Genomic DNA, 14,904 nt, shown 5'->3' on the forward strand with positions numbered 1-14,904 from the left:
GGCTTTTTTGTTGGTTCAGCTGAAAACAATCAAGCGGCTATTTGCCTTGAATCAAGACTGGTCCAACCAAAACCCTCCGCCTGGCAGGCAATGTCAAACGCAATTCCCCGTGGGGTCAGTACCTCGGCCCACATTTGTTGAACCACATTGGGACAATTCGTGGTTTGGCTTAAATGAGCAGCCACCACAAACTGCAAACTGCCCGAATCAAGCCTTCTGAGAATGTCGCAAGCCACCTGATTACTCAGGTGCCCATAATCGCCGCCTACCCTTTTTTTCAAGCTTGGCGGATAAGGCGAATTGGACAGCATTTCAGGGCAGTGATTGGATTCGAGAATCAGGGCATGCGCCCGGTTCAACATGCTCACCAAATGCGGCGTAGCGCTGCCACAGTCGGTCAGAATGCCAGTGACAAACCCCGACTTCGATTCAATCAGCATTTGAATCGGTTCAGCAGCATCGTGAGGCACGGGAAATGGGTGCAAAGTCAGGCTTTTCACGCTAAACGGGGAATGACTGTCAATTAACACCACCCGCCCCGATTGCAGATAATCCTCGTCGGTCAGTTTGGATCTCAACGCGGCACGCCAGGTACCGTGCGTCAAATACACGGGGGTGCCAAATTTTCGACTGAACTTGAACACCCCACCAATGTGATCACCATGCTCGTGGGTGACCACAATGGCGTCTACATCCCCGGGCGCAAGTCCAACGCGCTCAAGGCGCCCCACGGTTTCCTTGACAGCAAAACCGCAGTCCACCATCAGGCGTGTGGGGGCATCAGTCAGCCTGCATTCAAACAGCCAACTGTTGCCCTCACTACCACTGCCCAGACTCGCAAAGCGCACACCAATTACCGGAGTTTACCGGCCAGCTTGGTTGCCGCTTCTTCGGAAATTGCAGCATCAACAGCCGCACCACGCTCGGAAGTAAACTTGACCGAGGTTGATTTGTTACCTTCAGGCGCAACAACCACCTGGAAGCGTTGATCTGCTTTCAGGGTGTTGTCATTGGATGCACCACCGAAAAGTTTTCCGAAGAAACCGGTTTTCTCGCCTTCCGCCGAGGCCGAATCAGGAATGTACTTCACGTAGTACACACCATTGGAGCGATCACGGTCTTCGACGATAAAGCCGGCACGATCAAGACCGAAGCCCACGCGTCGCCATGCCAACGGAAAATCCTCAGCCAATATGATCGACGTTCCTTCAGGTTTCTTCTGCACGGAAATCAACTCTTGGGTGACTGGGCGACCTGCCGCTGCTGCAGCCTTTTCATCGCCTGTCAGCTTGGCCATCAAGCGGTTCAGCATTTCGGCTTCAAGTTCGGGATCAGAAGGACGACTCATCCACACCAGGCTGGACTGAGACTGATCAGTGTAGTTTTCTTCCATACCACGGTGGGTCACGAAAATTTCAACACCCCCTGCAATGGGCTCAACACGGGTACGGTAACGGTCACGGGTATTGCTGGAGTAAATACCATCAAACACAGTACCGATAACCTTGCGAATTCCATCCAAGGGAATGTTTGCCCGGTTTTCAGCCCAGTTGGTTTCCATTAAACCAATTTTGGGATCATCCACTGCCAACTCAAATCCTGTGTCTTTCCAGAATTCACGCAACTTGGGCCACAGTTGTTCCGGAGGCATTTTCACCTCCAGGGAACGCAAATTGCCCACGCGCTTGATTTTTACATCTTCAGAAGCCACCAGTATGGGTTCAGTCTGCGCTTGTGGACGTGCTGCTGCGGGACGAGTACCGCCGCCGCTGTAGAAAGACGATGCCGACACAGAACCTGAACCAGACTCACCGGGAATCAGGAATTGCTCATCAGCCGACTGAGCAGTCAAATCGGGCGGCACTTCAAGGCCCTGCTCCCGCTTTTCAGCGGTGCGGTATGCCGTTTTCTGTCCTTCCACAGCCTCTTTGTAGGAGGCGCAGCCTGCCGCAGTGGATACAGCCGCTACGATCAGCAACAGTTTGAAAGAGGTTGTCTTGTTCAATTCCATTTGTTTCACAGCCTTAAGTCGTCTTTAGTCGATCAACCGGTGCGCACGCAAGGCGGCGTCCACGGTTTGGTGAAAATTGGATTCCAGTCGAGTCAGTGGCAAGCGCACACCCGGTGCCATTTTGCCCATTTTACTCAATGCGTATTTCACGGGAATTGGGTTGGCCTGTACAAACATGGCCTGGTGCAAATCCAGCAAACTCAAATTCAATGCGTGTGCAGTTTTCGAATCGCCTGCAATGGCAGCAACACACAGTTCATGCATCAACTTGGGGGCCACGTTGGCAGTCACCGAAATGTTGCCTTTCCCGCCCATGAGCATCAAATTCACGGCGGTGGGATCATCTCCGCTATACACCGCAAAATCGGGCGCTGTATCGCGGATCAGCCACGCGCCACGCTCAAGGTCGCCAGTGGCTTCCTTGATGCCCACAATACCATCGACCTGGCTTAGCCGTACAACCGTAGAATGCGCCATATCGGCCACCGTGCGCCCTGGCACGTTGTACAGAATAACTGGCAGATTTACAGCCTCGGCCACCTTGCGCATGTGCAGGTAAATGCCTTCCTGGGTGGGTTTGTTGTAGTAAGGCACCACCTGCAAGCTGGCAGCGGCGCCCACCTTGCGTGCAAATTCAGTAAGCTCGATTGCCTCGGTGGTTGAATTGCCGCCGGTACCCGCAATAATGGGTATGCGGCCAGCAGCCTGCTCCACAGCAACGCGGATCAGCTCGCCATGCTCTTCAACGTCCACAGTAGGCGATTCGCCAGTGGTTCCTACCGCTACGATCGAGTCGGTACCTTGTTCAATGTGCCAATCAATGAGCTGACGGTAACTGTCATAGTCCAGCGACCCGTCTTCAAACATCGGCGAAACAATCGCGACAATGCTGCCAGTGATCATTTAGTCCCTTTGAGTGAGTGTTATTGTTCCAGATTGTATCTCAGACCAAGCACCTGTAATGCCCATGGCCCGTTGAATCATTGCAGGGCTTGGAATGCTTCGCAGCCCCTGTTCAAAACGCATTACATTCAATGAAGACATACGGGAAAGTAATTCGCCCGGTTGCAGCAAAAACTGCGGGCTGCGTGGCGAACCGAATTGCGCATTGCCATCCATGAAGGTTTCATAAACCAGCACTGCATTCTGAGACTTCAGGTTAGCCAAAAGGTTCGCAAAATGTGGGCGATGCAGGTAGTTGGTGACCACGATCAAGTCGTATTGCTGCCCGGCCAAAGGCCAATCAGCCTGCTCCAGATCCATGGCCTCAAACTGTACATTGACGGGCCAAATGGTGTCTGGCGTATTTTTGTCAACAGCATGCACCGTGTAACCAAGAGAAGCCAAATACAGAGCGTGGCGACCACCGCCGCAAGCAAGGTCAAGTGCCCTTAAACCCGGCTTGACAGCACCCGAGGCATGCAGGCTTTCCACACAAAGGCGAACCCATGGTGAAGGCGCCATGGCAGGGTTGGCATGGTGTTCAGTCATCTCAGGAATAATCCAGACCCATGTGCTTGCGCACGTCTTTCATGGTGTCGTTGGCCATGGCACGCGCACGCTCACAACCTTCGCTGATTATTTTGCGCACCAGTGTCGGGTTCGCCGTGTACATGGCTGCACGCTCGCGCATGGGAGCCAATTCATCGGTGATCGCTTGAATAATCGGTTCTTTGCATTGAATGCAGCCAATTCCCGCCGATTTACACCCCTCTTGTACCCACTGCTTGGTGCTGGCATCGGAATACACTTCATGCAGCGGCCACACGGGACATTTCGAGGGGTCACCGGGATCCGTGCGGCGCACCCGAGCGGGATCGGTGGGCATTTTCCGCACTTTTTGAGAAATGTTTTCGGGTGTTTCACGCAGGGCCAAGGTGTTTTGGTAGCTCTTGGACATCTTAAAACCGTCCAGGCCCGGCATTTTGCTGGCTTCAGTCAGCAAAGCCTTGGGCTCCAGTAAAATCGGCTTGCGGCCAATTTCGGCACCTTTCGCATTCAGCAACTTTTCCTTGCTGTAAAAGTGGTTGAAGCGCCGCGCGATTTCACGTGTTAATTCAATGTGCGGCACCTGGTCCTCGCCCACCGGCACCTGCGTTGCTCGGTAAATAAGAATATCGGCTGACTGCAACAGCGGGTAGCCCAGAAAGCCATAGGTGCCCAAGTCTTTGTCGCTGAGCTTTTCCTGTTGGTCTTTGTAAGTGGGTACGCGTTCAAGCCAGCTCAACGGCGTGTTCATCGAGAGCAGCAAATGCAACTCGGCATGCTCGGGCACCTTCGATTGAACAAACAAGGTGGCTTTCTCGGGATCTACGCCCGCAGCAAGCCAGTCAACAACCATGTCCCACACGTTTTCCTTGATCACTTCAGGGGTTTCGTAGTGCGTGGTCAGCGCATGCCAATCGGCCACAAAAAACAGGCAGGGAAACTCATTTTGCAGTTTCACCCAGTTTTTCAGCACGCCATGATAATGGCCAAGGTGTAACAAACCGGTTGGGCGCATGCCCGACAATACGCGTTCAGCAAACATGGTGGCTTAAAAATTAAACAAAAGGGTTAGCACGTTCAACCCGACACTAACAACGGGCTGAATGAACATGGGCAAGATACCCAGCATCAAGAGTGCAATGAGCACGATCATGCCATAGGGCTCGGTGCGGCTGAAACTATAGGCTGCAGAACTGGGCAGGAAGCTGAACAGAATTCGACCACCATCCAGCGGCAAAATGGGTAACAGGTTCAAAGCCGCCAACACCAGGTTCACCACGATACCGGCCTTGGCCATTTCAGCGAAAAATGGTTCGTTCAAACCGGTAACAATTTGTAATTTCAGACTGAGCGCCCACATCAGGGCCATGATGAAATTTGCACCTGGACCGGCAAATGCCACGAAACGAATGTCTTTTTTCGGATTGCGCAAATTCCCGAAATTCACGGGTACGGGCTTGGCCCAGCCAAAGAGAAAAGCGCCAACTCCCATTAAGCTCGAAGACACCAAAATTGCGATTGGCACCAGAATTGTGCCCACAGGGTCAATGTGCTTGATCGGGTTTAACGTAATTCGACCCGCGTACATCGCAGTGTTGTCGCCATACATTCTTGCTACATAACCATGCGCAGCCTCATGCAAGGTAATGGCAAACAACACCGGCAGTGCATACACCGCAATCGTTTGAATGATGCTTGAATCCATTACAGCTCTTCCTGTTCTTCAATGTTGACTGGCTCGAGCGGGCCGGTTAAAGGCCCGGCACCCACACGCACTACCACCGGATCTTCGCCAGTCCAGTCGATCACTGTGGTCGGGAAAGCGCCACAATATTCGCCATCGTCCACAATCAAATCGACATCATTGCCCACAGCCTCTTGGGCTTCCCAGCCACTGCGTGCCGGCTCTTCCATTCCCGGAAGTTGCAAAGTCGTGGCAATCAACGCGCCTTCAATGTGTTCGAGCAAGCCCTGCACCACCGCGTGAGCAGGCACGCGCAAACCAATTGATTTTTTGGACGGATGCGAAACCCGCTTGGGCACTTCTTTGGTTGCTTCAAGAATGAAGGTGTAAGGCCCCGGAAAAACCGACTTCAACAGGCGGTATTGAACATTGTTCACTTTGGCGTAGCTACCCAGTTCACTCAAGTCTTTGCATAGCAAGGCCAAGTGCTGTTTCTCGGAAATACCTTTCAGCCTGCGCAAACGTTCTACTGCATTTTTATCATCGAGATGGCACACCAGGGCGTAGCAACTGTCCGTTGGAATGGCGGCAATGCCACCTGAATTGATCAGGTCAGCCGCCTGCTTGCACAAACGCGATTGCGGATTTTGGGGGTGAACGTTGAATAACTGCGCCAATGGGGATCCTGTTAGCTGAACAACTTGCCCCAATTATCCCAGATTGGCACGCAACCATCCGGCAGACGGGGCAATTCACCCAAATTAACCCTGGATTCAGTGGGACCATGAAAATCGGACCCACGCGACGCCTTCAAACCTGAGCGCACCGACTTGCGTGCATAGGTGGCGTACTGATCGGTGGTGTGGCTGCCCGTTACCACCTCTATGCCCTCCCCGCCCAGCTTCACAAACTGGGTAACCAGTTCGTCCATCTGCATGGGATTCAAATCGTAGCGCCCAGGGTGCGCAATCACGGCCTGGCCATTTGAATCGAGAATCCATTGCACCGCCTGTTTCAGGCTGGCCCATTCATGCGGCACGTAGCCGGGCTTACCGGGGGTCAAAAAGCGCTCGAACACTTCACGAATGTCTTTGCAAACGCCCCTTTCTACAAGACAACGCGCAAAATGTGTGCGGCTGATCAGGTTGGGATTACCCACGAACTTCAAGGCACCTTCGTACACGCCATCAATACCAACCTTTTCCAGTTGGCGCGACATTTCCATGGCACGTTCGGTGCGTCCATTTCGCACGCTGACCAAGCCATTCTCCAGGGGTGAATTCACGTAATCAACATTCAAACCCACAATGTGCAAGGTCACCGCAGACCAGGTCACCGAGATTTCAACACCAGGAATAAAAATCATGCCGTGTTCAGCGGCGGCTTTTGACGCTCGGGCCAAACCACCCACCTCATCGTGGTCGGTCAATGACCAAACTTGTACACCGTTGGCGGCTGCGCGTTCTGCCAACTCTTCTGGCGTCAACGTGCCATCCGATGTGGTGGAGTGGCAATGCAAATCCGCATTGATCAAATGCGGGTCGCTCCAATTGATTTGTGCTGCTTTACTCATACTTTTGCAATTGGCTTATTGGGCCGATTGCTCCAATTCAACTTGCATCAACCAGGCCAACTCTTCTTCAGAGAAACCAGCCTGGGCGCGAGCCTTGAAATTGAACGGCGATCGGGGCTGTGGTGCGGTGTATTCCCGCAGACAATATTCGAACGCTTCAATGGGATCGCGTAATTCATTGTTGCACACTTCATTGAACCAGCGGTTGCCAATGGCCACATGCCCAATTTCATCACGCAAAATAATGTCTAGCACTTTGGCGCTTTCCATGTCACCAGCTGCAGCCAGTTTCTCACGTATGGCAGGCGACACATCCAGCCCCCGTGCCTCCAGTAACCTGGGCACCAGTGCAAGTCGCGCCAGCAAACTTTCTTTGGTTTTTTCGGCCATTTGCCACAGGCCGTCGTGTGCAGGGTAGTCCCCATACGTCAATTCATACGCCGCAAGACGGTCGCACAACAACGAATGGTGAAGGGCCTCCTCTTTGGCCACCTTCAGCCAGTCCAGATAAAACTGTTCAGGCATGAAAGGAAAACGAACCAGCAAATCGAGCGCCAAGTTAATTGCATTGAATTCAATATGGGCCAGTGAGTGCAGCAACATGCCCCGCCCCACGGGTTGACTGACTTTTCGTGTGGGCACGCGCGCAGGGTGAACCAGCTCAGGCTTGTCTGGCCGCCCCACACGGGAGCAAAAGCTTGCTTGACTCCCAAGGGGCAAGCTCACATCAATTGCAAGAACAAGACGCACCTTCTCCAGGGAATCTTTACATTCCAAAGCCTGCAAGGCGGTCTGTCTTAAAGTTTGTTCAAGTTCACTGCCCATGAGCACACTGCATAAGGGATCGATCATGGTATTTTAAGGCAAACAAACCATGGCAACACCCCGACACAGGAGACAATTGTGGCCAAGTACAAAATCAACGGCGAAGCGCCCACCGTGCACTCCAGCGCCTATGTGGCTGAAATGGCCAGCATCATTGGCAAAGTGCAGCTCGATGAAAACACCTCGGTTTGGGATTTTGCGGCGATTCGCGGCGACAACGAACTAATCCACATCATGGAAGGCAGCAATGTGCAGGAAGGCGCGGTGCTGCACACCGACATCGGCTACCCCATGGTTGTGGGCAAAAATGTCACTGTAGGGCATCAGGCTTGCCTGCACGGCTGCACAGTGGGTGAAGGCAGTTTGATCGGTATTCGTTCAGTGGTGTTGAACGGTGCGAAGATCGGAAAAAACTGTATCATCGGCGCCGGCGCCCTGATCACCGAAGGCAAGGAAATTCCCGATCGCTCCCTGGTAGTAGGCTCGCCTGGAAAAGTGATCCGAACCTTGAACGACGATGAAGTGGCCCGCCTGATTGGCGCCGCCTTCTATGTACAAAAAGCCAAGTTGTTCAAAGAAACACTTGAAAGAATTGACGATTAATCTTAGCAGCCCCAATTAGTATCCATGACCGACACTCTACGTACCCTGATTTTTGATCAATCCAGTTGCCGCGCGCACTTGGTCCACCTTTCCAAGGCTTGGCAACAAGTGGTTCAAAACAACGACTACCCTAGGCCTGTTCAAAAAGTACTGGGTGAATTGGTCGCTGCCAGCACGATGTTGTCCGCATCCCTGAAGTTTGAGGGATCCTTGATTATTCAAATACAAGGCGACGGGCCAATTCGTTTATTGGTTGCTGAATGCAACAGCCGCTTGGGCTTGCGCGCCACTGTCAAGCTTGCTGAAGATGCTGAAATTCCTGAGAATGCCAGCTTCAAAGACTTGGTCAATGCAACAGGCAAAGGCATTTGCGCCATTATTCTGGATCCACGCAACCGCCTGCCGGGACAAGCCCCCTACCAAGGCATTGTGCCGCTTGCAGGCAGCACCGTGGCCGATTCTCTTGAAGCGTACATGCACAGCAGTGAACAGCTGGAAACCCGCCTGATTTTGAATTCGGACGCAACAACCGCAGCGGGTGTCATGCTTCAGCAAATGCCACAACACGGGGGCATTACTTCAAGCAAAGAATTTGATGCCGATGGCTGGGACCGCTTAAAAGCCTTGATTAACACACTGCAAACGGAAGAACACCTGACAATCGAAACCGACGAGTTGGCAAAGCGGCTTTTTTGGGAAGAAGACCCAGATGGTCTGGCAGAGCGCCAAGCGCACTTTGAATGCACCTGCTCACGCGAAAAAGTTGGGAAAATGTTGCTGACTCTGGGGCAGGCCGAGCTTGACGACGCCTTATCGGAAAACCCGACAGTGGAAATTCAATGTGATTTCTGCAATGCAAACTATTCTTTTACCCGAGACGATTGCAATGCATTGTTCACCGACGAGGCTCAAAACGACGGGGATCAGCCTCCCTTGCCGCCCACTCTGCATTAATTGGCAGGTTTTGCAGCTGCACCAGGCGGTGCGGCGGCAGGCTGTCCGCGGGGCTCAATCAACTGAATAAATACTTCGTCTTTTTTAATCATGCCGAAGTCGTTTCTGGCACGTTCTTCGATCGCCTCAACACCCTCACTCAAACTGCGCACATCGCCTTCAAGTTGTTGATTGCGCAAACGCAATGCTTCATTCACCTGTTTTTGCTGCTCAAGCTGGCCTTGCAGATCGCTAACGCGCAGCATCCCCCCTTTGCCGAACCACAAGGGGTATTGAAGCAAAATCAGCAAAGCAAAAAGGACGAGTGAGATCAGCCTGGGGTTCATATACAAGAAGGCCCCGCTGTGCGGGGCCACCTTTGATTAATACCGATTAATCCAGGTTGTAGAAGGCTGAACGGCCTGGGTAGTAGGCAATGTCACCCAAGTCTTCTTCAATACGCAACAGCTGGTTGTATTTTGCAACACGGTCCGAACGGCTCATTGAACCGGTCTTGATTTGCATTGCATTCGTACCCACAGCAATGTCGGCAATCGTGCTGTCTTCTGTCTCGCCCGAGCGATGTGAGATCACTGCGGTGTAACGCGCACGCTTGGCCATCTCGATGGCTGCAAAGGTTTCAGTCAATGTACCAATCTGATTGATCTTGATCAGAATGGAGTTTGCAATGTTCTTTTCAATGCCTTCGGCCAAAATCTTGGTGTTGGTTACAAACAGGTCGTCGCCCACCAACTGTACTTTGCGGCCCATGGTTTTTGACAAATAAGCCCAACCGTCCCAATCGTCCTCGGCCATGCCGTCTTCGATGGAAATGATTGGGTACTTGTTGCACCAGCTTTCCAACAGGTGCGCGAATTCCTGCGAACTCAGCTCCATGCCCTCACCAGCCAACTTGTACTTGCCGTCTTTGTAGAATTCAGAGGCAGCACAGTCCAGACCCAAAGCCACTTGCGTGCCAGGCTCAAAGCCTGCAGTTTCAATGGCCTGAATGATCATTTGAATGGCAGCCTCGTGATTGGCCACTGAAGGTGCAAAACCGCCCTCGTCGCCAACGGCAGTGGACATGCCCTTGTCGTGAATGATCTTTTTCAAGGCATGGAACACTTCAGCACCATAGCGAATGGCCTCACGGAAAGAAGGCGCACCCACTGGCAAAATCATGAACTCTTGCAAGTCAAGGTTGTTATTGGCGTGTGCACCACCGTTGATCACGTTCATCATGGGCACTGGCAGGCTCATGCCGCCCATGCCGCCAAAATAGCGATACAAAGGCAAGCCGGTTTCTTCGGCTGCTGCGCGGGCCACTGCCATGGACACTGCCAAAGTGGCATTGGCGCCCAAGCGTGATTTGTTCTCTGTACCGTCCAGATCGATCAGGTTTTGATCCAGAAACACTTGCTCTTGTGCATCGAGACCCAGAATTGCTTCAGAAATCTCTGTGTTGATGTTTTCAACCGCGCGCAATACACCCTTGCCCAAATAGCGGGACTTGTCGCCGTCGCGCAGTTCAACGGCTTCACGGGTACCTGTAGACGCACCAGAGGGCACGGCCGCACGGCCCATTGCACCACTTTCCAGCAGCACGTCACATTCCACGGTGGGATTGCCGCGAGAATCAATAACCTCACGACCAATCACGTCAACAATTGCGCTCATAGTTTCCTCTTGGATGGATTAAATTCTGTTTTGAATACTCGGCCTGTTTATTTCATCAGGTCTGTTTCGGCCAGTGGGCCAGACTTCACCAAACGGTCCAGTTCCTGCAAATTAGCCAACAAAGCTTTCATGCGGGGCAAAGGCCAGGCATTGGGGCCATCTGACATGGCCTTGGCCGGGTCAGGATGACTTTCCATGAACAAACCTGCCACACCCACTGCCACCGCCGCGCGGGCCAACACGGGTACGAATTCACGCTGACCACCGCTTGCTGTGCCCTGCCCACCTGGCAGCTGCACACTGTGTGTGGCATCAAATACGACTGGGCAATTTGTGTTGCGCATAATGGCCAGGCTTCGCATGTCTGAAACCAGGTTGTTGTACCCGAAGCTGACGCCGCGTTCACACACCATGATATTTTTGCCATCGCCGCCTGCCTCAATGGCAGCCGCGCGCGCCTTGTCCACTACATTGACCATGTCGCCGGGGGCCAGAAACTGCCCCTTCTTGATATTGACTGGTTTACCGCACGTGGCCACTGCTTCAATAAAATCGGTTTGGCGGCACAAAAACGCAGGGGTTTGCAACACATCCACCACGCTGGCTACTGCCGCAATTTCCTCAATGGCATGAACATCAGTCAACACGTTTACATTCAAGGCTTTCTTCACGTTGGCCAGAATATCCAACCCCTTGTCCATGCCCAAACCACGAAAGCTTTTGCCTGAACTGCGGTTGGCTTTGTCGTACGAGCTTTTGTAAATAAAAGGTACGCCCAACGACTCGCAGATTTCCTTGAGTTGACCCGCAGTGTCTATGGCCATTTGTTCACTTTCAATGACACATGGGCCCGCGATCAGGAAAAAAGGTTTGTCCAAACCCACTTCAAAATTGCATAGTTTCATGAGGTGTCCTCCTGTTGGGTCCAGCTTATAACGCTTTGGCTAATTTGTGTGCCAAACCGGCCTTCACGTACGCCAAAAACAAGGGGTGGCTGTCCCGTGGGGTGCTGGTGAACTCGGGGTGAAACTGCACACCAAAGAACCAGGGGTGATCAGGTAATTCCATGATCTCGGGCAAGTTCTCGGTGGGCGTACGGGCCGATATGCGCAGGCCAGCTTCTTCAAGCTGCGGCACAAAATTGTTGTTCACTTCATAGCGGTGGCGGTGGCGCTCGTTCACTTCGGGGCCGTAAATCGATTCAGCCAAAGTACCCGGCTTGATCGGGCAACGCTGCGAGCCCAGGCGCATGGTGCCGCCCAAATCGCTTTGATCACTGCGCAACTCAACCTTGCCAGTGCTGTCTTTCCACTCGGTGATCAGGGCCACAACCGGAGTTTCTGCCAGGCTGTCAAACTCAGTTGAATTGGCCTTGGGCAAACCTGCGCAATGGCGTGCAAATTCAATAACTGCCAATTGCATACCCAAACAAATACCCAAGTAAGGAACCTTGTTTTCACGGGCGTATTGAATGGCCTTGATTTTGCCTTCTGTGCCACGCTTGCCAAAACCGCCAGGCACAAGGATCGCGTCCAGTTTTTTCAAACTTTCGGTACCGTTGGTCTCAATTTCTTCTGAGTCAATGTAGTTGATGTTCACCTTGGTTCGCGTGTGCAAGCCAGCGTGATTCAGGGCTTCGATCAAAGACTTGTAGGATTCGGTCAAGTCAACGTACTTGCCCACCATACCAATGGTGATGTTTTGCTCAGGATTTTCCTGCGCGTACACAATTTCAGCCCATTTGGACAAATCGGCGCGAGGCACCTCAATGTTCAGTTTCTCGAGCACAATGTCATCGAGTTTCTGAGCTTCCAGCATGGCCGGGATTTTGTAAATTGTGTCGGCATCCCAAACAGAAATAACCGCTTCCAGTTGCACGTTCGAGAACATGGAAATCTTGGCGCGTTCATCATCGGGAATACGGCGATCCGCGCGGCACAATAGTGCGTCTGGGAATATACCGATTTCACGCAGTTTCTGAACACTGTGCTGAGTGGGCTTGGTTTTCAATTCGCCTGCAGAGGCAATGAATGGCACCAATGTAAGGTGCACAAAACACGCACTGTTGCGCCCCAAGCGCAAGCTCATTTGACGCACAGCTTCAAGGAACGGCAAAGACTCGATGTCACCCACGGTGCCACCAATTTCTACAATGGCCACATCGGTTTCACCACCCCAGGCCGCGCGCGCGCCTTTTTCAATGAAAGCTTGAATTTCATTGGTAATGTGGGGAATCACCTGAACCGTTTTGCCCAGGTACTCACCACGGCGCTCTTTGCGCAGCACAGATTCGTAAATCTGGCCTGTTGTGAAGTTGTTGGACTTTTTCATCTTGGTCGAGATGAAACGCTCGTAATGGCCCAAATCCAGGTCGGTTTCTGCGCCATCGTCGGTAACAAAAACTTCACCGTGCTGAATTGGACTCATGGTACCTGGATCAACATTGATGTAAGGATCGAGTTTGAGCATGGTGACTTTCAGGCCACGACTTTCGAGAATCGCGGCCAAAGATGCTGCGGCAATACCTTTGCCAAGGGACGAGACAACCCCGCCAGTAACGAATACATATTTGGTCATAGTGCCAGGCGGCGCTCTGTTCGGCGCTCAGTAGGGCGCACAATTGAGCGAATTGTGCGCTGTTTGAAAGCAGAATTATAACCTGAGCGCGCTTGGTCCATGCCAGTGATCTTAACTAAACTTCAGTTCACACCCTGTTTTTTCTTGGAGTTCTTCTCTAGATACGCCTGGCGCTATTTCCAGCACTTCGAGTCCATGCGCGGTGACGTCCATCACCGCCAAGTCCGTAATAATGCGGTTGACCACGCCTTTACCTGTCAATGGCAAGGTGCATTCAGGCAAAATCTTCAAATCAGTCGTGCCATCTTTCTTGCGAGCCACATGCTCCATCAATACGATTACACGCGACACACCCGCCACCAAGTCCATGGCACCGCCCATGCCTTTCACCAGTTTGCCGGGGATCATCCAATTGGCCAAATCGCCATTCTGACTGATCTGCATGGCCCCCAAAATAGCCAGATTGATATGCCCGCCGCGAATCATCGCAAACGACTCTGAACTTGAGAAGAAAGCTGACCCATTCAGAGTGGTCACGGTTTGCTTGCCTGCATTGATCAAATCGGCATCCACCTGCTCCTCGGTAGGAAATGGCCCAATGCCCAACAAACCATTTTCACTTTGCAACATCACATCCATGCCATCAGGAATGTGGTTACTGACCAAAGTGGGCAAACCGATGCCCAGATTCACATAAAAACCGTCTTGCAATTCGCGCGCAGCGCGTACTGCCATTTCATCGTGATTCCACGCCATTTTTTGTTCTCCTTATTGTGCCGGGGTCGCCAGTGTGCGTTTCTCAATCCGCTTTTCAGGATTGGCGTTCAATACAACACGCTGCACATAAATACCTGGGGTGTGAATAAAGTTGGGATCAAGCGCACCCACTTCCACAATTTCTTCCACTTCCACCACCGTAAATTTCGAGGCTGCCGCACACTCCGGATTGAAATTGCGCGCAGTGAGGCGATAAATCAGATTGCCAGAGGTATCCGCCTTCCAGGCCTTCACCAGCGAAATATCGGCTTTCAGGCTGTGCTCCAGCACATAGTTTTCGCCGTCGATCACCCGTGTCTCCTTGCCATCGGCAATCACGGTTCCAAAACCGGTTTTCGTGAAAAAAGCGGGAATACCGGCACCACCTGCGCGCAGTTTTTCGGCCAAGGTACCTTGTGGCGTGAATTCCAGTTCCAGTTCACCGCTGAGATACTGGCGCTCGAACTCTTTGTTCTCACCCACATACGACGAAATCATCTTGCGTACCTGCCTGGTTTCCAGCAATCGGCCCAAGCCAAAGCCATCCACACCCGCATTGTTCGAGATCACAGTCAAATCTTTTGCACCCGATGCACGAACTGCCTCAATTAAAGCCTCTGGAATGCCGCACAGGCCAAAACCACCCACGGCAAGCGTCATTCCGTCCTTGATCTTGTCCGCCAAAGCCTCTGTGGCACTGGCCGATACTTTATTCATCCCCATTTCTATTCCTCATGCTTTGAATTTGTGCCATTAGTTTAACTTCTTGGCGCACGC

17 protein-coding genes are annotated in these 14,904 nt (G+C 52.4%); 2 read left to right on the top strand and 15 right to left on the bottom strand.

Features of this window, described 5'->3' with window-relative positions; all coding sequences use genetic code 11:
• Window positions 1-29 precede the first annotated feature (29 nt).
• Genes P0D43_RS12410 through P0D43_RS12450 form a run of 9 tightly spaced genes read right to left on the bottom strand, consistent with a single transcriptional unit; the run spans window position 30 to window position 7,581 of the window.
• The gene (locus tag P0D43_RS12410) at window positions 30-848 is read right to left on the bottom strand and encodes an MBL fold metallo-hydrolase (protein ID WP_394672550.1); all 819 of its coding nucleotides are present in this window, start codon (window positions 846-848) and stop codon (window positions 30-32) included.
• A gap of 5 nt (window positions 849-853) precedes the next feature.
• Window positions 854-2,011, bottom strand: coding sequence for an outer membrane protein assembly factor BamC (gene bamC, locus P0D43_RS12415; RefSeq protein WP_159571073.1), 1,158 nt, complete (start codon window positions 2,009-2,011; stop codon window positions 854-856).
• Window positions 2,012-2,035: 24 nt separating this feature from the next.
• Window positions 2,036-2,914: a 4-hydroxy-tetrahydrodipicolinate synthase gene (gene dapA, locus P0D43_RS12420; protein WP_159571076.1), complete on the bottom strand. Its 879-nt coding sequence runs from the start codon at window positions 2,912-2,914 to the stop codon at window positions 2,036-2,038.
• A complete protein-coding gene (locus P0D43_RS12425; RefSeq protein WP_159571079.1) occupies window positions 2,915-3,502 on the bottom strand; it encodes a bifunctional 2-polyprenyl-6-hydroxyphenol methylase/3-demethylubiquinol 3-O-methyltransferase UbiG in 588 nt (195 codons plus the stop codon).
• 1 nt (window position 3,503) lies between these two features.
• Complete coding sequence (gene trpS / locus P0D43_RS12430) at window positions 3,504-4,541, bottom strand: tryptophan--tRNA ligase (protein ID WP_394672551.1); 1,038 nt, start codon at window positions 4,539-4,541, stop codon at window positions 3,504-3,506.
• A 6-nt stretch (window positions 4,542-4,547) separates the two neighbouring features.
• Window positions 4,548-5,204, bottom strand: a complete 657-nt coding sequence (locus P0D43_RS12435) for a site-2 protease family protein (protein ID WP_341236987.1) — start codon at window positions 5,202-5,204, stop codon at window positions 4,548-4,550.
• Window positions 5,204-5,860: an L-threonylcarbamoyladenylate synthase gene (locus tag P0D43_RS12440; RefSeq protein WP_159571086.1), complete on the bottom strand. Its 657-nt coding sequence runs from the start codon at window positions 5,858-5,860 to the stop codon at window positions 5,204-5,206. The genes P0D43_RS12435 and P0D43_RS12440 overlap by 1 nt, the downstream gene beginning before the upstream one ends.
• 11 nt (window positions 5,861-5,871) lie before the next feature.
• On the bottom strand, window positions 5,872-6,756 hold the full coding sequence (locus tag P0D43_RS12445) for a 3',5'-nucleoside bisphosphate phosphatase (protein WP_394672552.1): 885 nt from the start codon (window positions 6,754-6,756) through the stop codon (window positions 5,872-5,874).
• Between the two features lie 15 nt (window positions 6,757-6,771).
• Window positions 6,772-7,581: a ferritin-like domain-containing protein gene (locus P0D43_RS12450; RefSeq protein ID WP_341236989.1), complete on the bottom strand. Its 810-nt coding sequence runs from the start codon at window positions 7,579-7,581 to the stop codon at window positions 6,772-6,774.
• Between the two features lie 78 nt (window positions 7,582-7,659).
• On the opposite strand from P0D43_RS12450, the gene P0D43_RS12455 reads away from it, so the two are divergent.
• Both P0D43_RS12455 and P0D43_RS12460 read left to right on the top strand, forming a co-directional pair.
• Entirely contained in the window at window positions 7,660-8,184 is a 525-nt protein-coding gene (locus tag P0D43_RS12455) for a gamma carbonic anhydrase family protein (RefSeq protein ID WP_159571092.1), read from the top strand.
• A gap of 24 nt (window positions 8,185-8,208) precedes the next feature.
• Window positions 8,209-9,138, top strand: a complete 930-nt coding sequence (locus tag P0D43_RS12460; protein ID WP_394672553.1) for an Hsp33 family molecular chaperone HslO — start codon at window positions 8,209-8,211, stop codon at window positions 9,136-9,138.
• Here the strand turns inward: P0D43_RS12460 and ftsB are convergent.
• From ftsB to P0D43_RS12490, 6 genes are all read right to left on the bottom strand, one after another.
• The gene (gene ftsB / locus P0D43_RS12465; RefSeq protein WP_394672554.1) at window positions 9,135-9,464 is read right to left on the bottom strand and encodes a cell division protein FtsB; all 330 of its coding nucleotides are present in this window, start codon (window positions 9,462-9,464) and stop codon (window positions 9,135-9,137) included. The two genes, P0D43_RS12460 and ftsB, sit on opposite strands and share 4 nt — an antisense overlap.
• A 46-nt stretch (window positions 9,465-9,510) precedes the next feature.
• Window positions 9,511-10,794, bottom strand: coding sequence for a phosphopyruvate hydratase (gene eno / locus P0D43_RS12470; RefSeq protein WP_394672555.1), 1,284 nt, complete (start codon window positions 10,792-10,794; stop codon window positions 9,511-9,513).
• A gap of 47 nt (window positions 10,795-10,841) precedes the next feature.
• Window positions 10,842-11,699, bottom strand: coding sequence for a 3-deoxy-8-phosphooctulonate synthase (kdsA, locus tag P0D43_RS12475; protein WP_394672556.1), 858 nt, complete (start codon window positions 11,697-11,699; stop codon window positions 10,842-10,844).
• 25 nt (window positions 11,700-11,724) lie between these two features.
• A complete protein-coding gene (locus tag P0D43_RS12480; protein ID WP_394672557.1) occupies window positions 11,725-13,371 on the bottom strand; it encodes a CTP synthase in 1,647 nt (548 codons plus the stop codon).
• A gap of 111 nt (window positions 13,372-13,482) precedes the next feature.
• Window positions 13,483-14,127, bottom strand: a complete 645-nt coding sequence (locus P0D43_RS12485) for a 3-oxoacid CoA-transferase subunit B (RefSeq protein ID WP_394672558.1) — start codon at window positions 14,125-14,127, stop codon at window positions 13,483-13,485.
• 12 nt (window positions 14,128-14,139) lie between these two features.
• Window positions 14,140-14,844, bottom strand: a complete 705-nt coding sequence (locus P0D43_RS12490; RefSeq protein WP_159571851.1) for a CoA transferase subunit A — start codon at window positions 14,842-14,844, stop codon at window positions 14,140-14,142.
• Window positions 14,845-14,904: the final 60 nt, after the last annotated feature.

Origin of the sequence: Limnobacter sp. (genome assembly GCF_043511195.1) — a bacterium.
Lineage (GTDB): Bacteria > Pseudomonadota > Gammaproteobacteria > Burkholderiales > Burkholderiaceae_B > Limnobacter.

Coding starts and splice junctions, on each gene's coding strand:
- bamC (WP_159571073.1), bottom strand. CDS start 2,011: ATGGAATTGAACAAGACAACCTCTTTCAAACTGTTGCTGATCGTAGCG.
- dapA (WP_159571076.1), bottom strand. CDS start 2,914: ATGATCACTGGCAGCATTGTCGCGATTGTTTCGCCGATGTTTGAAGAC.
- P0D43_RS12425 (WP_159571079.1), bottom strand. CDS start 3,502: ATGACTGAACACCATGCCAACCCTGCCATGGCGCCTTCACCATGGGTT.
- trpS (WP_394672551.1), bottom strand. CDS start 4,541: ATGTTTGCTGAACGCGTATTGTCGGGCATGCGCCCAACCGGTTTGTTA.
- P0D43_RS12435 (WP_341236987.1), bottom strand. CDS start 5,204: ATGGATTCAAGCATCATTCAAACGATTGCGGTGTATGCACTGCCGGTG.
- P0D43_RS12445 (WP_394672552.1), bottom strand. CDS start 6,756: ATGAGTAAAGCAGCACAAATCAATTGGAGCGACCCGCATTTGATCAAT.
- P0D43_RS12450 (WP_341236989.1), bottom strand. CDS start 7,581: ATGGGCAGTGAACTTGAACAAACTTTAAGACAGACCGCCTTGCAGGCT.
- P0D43_RS12460 (WP_394672553.1), top strand. CDS start 8,209: ATGACCGACACTCTACGTACCCTGATTTTTGATCAATCCAGTTGCCGC.
- ftsB (WP_394672554.1), bottom strand. CDS start 9,464: ATGAACCCCAGGCTGATCTCACTCGTCCTTTTTGCTTTGCTGATTTTG.
- eno (WP_394672555.1), bottom strand. CDS start 10,794: ATGAGCGCAATTGTTGACGTGATTGGTCGTGAGGTTATTGATTCTCGC.
- kdsA (WP_394672556.1), bottom strand. CDS start 11,699: ATGAAACTATGCAATTTTGAAGTGGGTTTGGACAAACCTTTTTTCCTG.
- P0D43_RS12480 (WP_394672557.1), bottom strand. CDS start 13,371: ATGACCAAATATGTATTCGTTACTGGCGGGGTTGTCTCGTCCCTTGGC.
- P0D43_RS12485 (WP_394672558.1), bottom strand. CDS start 14,127: ATGGCGTGGAATCACGATGAAATGGCAGTACGCGCTGCGCGCGAATTG.
- P0D43_RS12490 (WP_159571851.1), bottom strand. CDS start 14,844: ATGAATAAAGTATCGGCCAGTGCCACAGAGGCTTTGGCGGACAAGATC.